Genomic DNA, 312 nt, shown 5'->3' with positions numbered 1-312 from the left:
TCCTACCCGGACGCGGCGCTGACCGCGCTGGAGGCGATCACGGCGGCGACCGGGCTGGTGCTGCCGAGCATCGCCCACTCCCTCCGTACGGAGGCCCAGCGCACCCAGACCGAGATCGAGCGCCAGCTCGGTGAGGGCGACGAGGAACTCGTCTCGATGGTCCAGGGACTTGAGCACCAGTACGACGCGGTCGCGGGCGCCGAGACCCGCGGCAATCTGGTCGCCGAGCCGACGGAGCTGCCGTCCGCGGACGAGATCGGCCGGGAATTCGAGAGGTTCCTCGCGGAGCGGGAGGGCGACGGCGGCGGAGCG

Annotated in this window: 1 pseudogene; it reads left to right on the top strand. The window is 72.4% G+C overall.

Features of this window, described 5'->3' with window-relative positions:
* Window positions 1-312, top strand: a pseudogene (locus BFF77_RS37590) (PAC2 family protein); the annotation flags it as partial.

This window comes from Streptomyces lushanensis, from assembly GCF_001700515.1.
Taxonomy (GTDB): Bacteria; Actinomycetota; Actinomycetes; order Streptomycetales; family Streptomycetaceae; genus Streptomyces; species Streptomyces lushanensis.
Note: the sequence above shows the minus strand (reverse complement) of the source record. Positions and strands in the feature narration are given on the sequence as shown.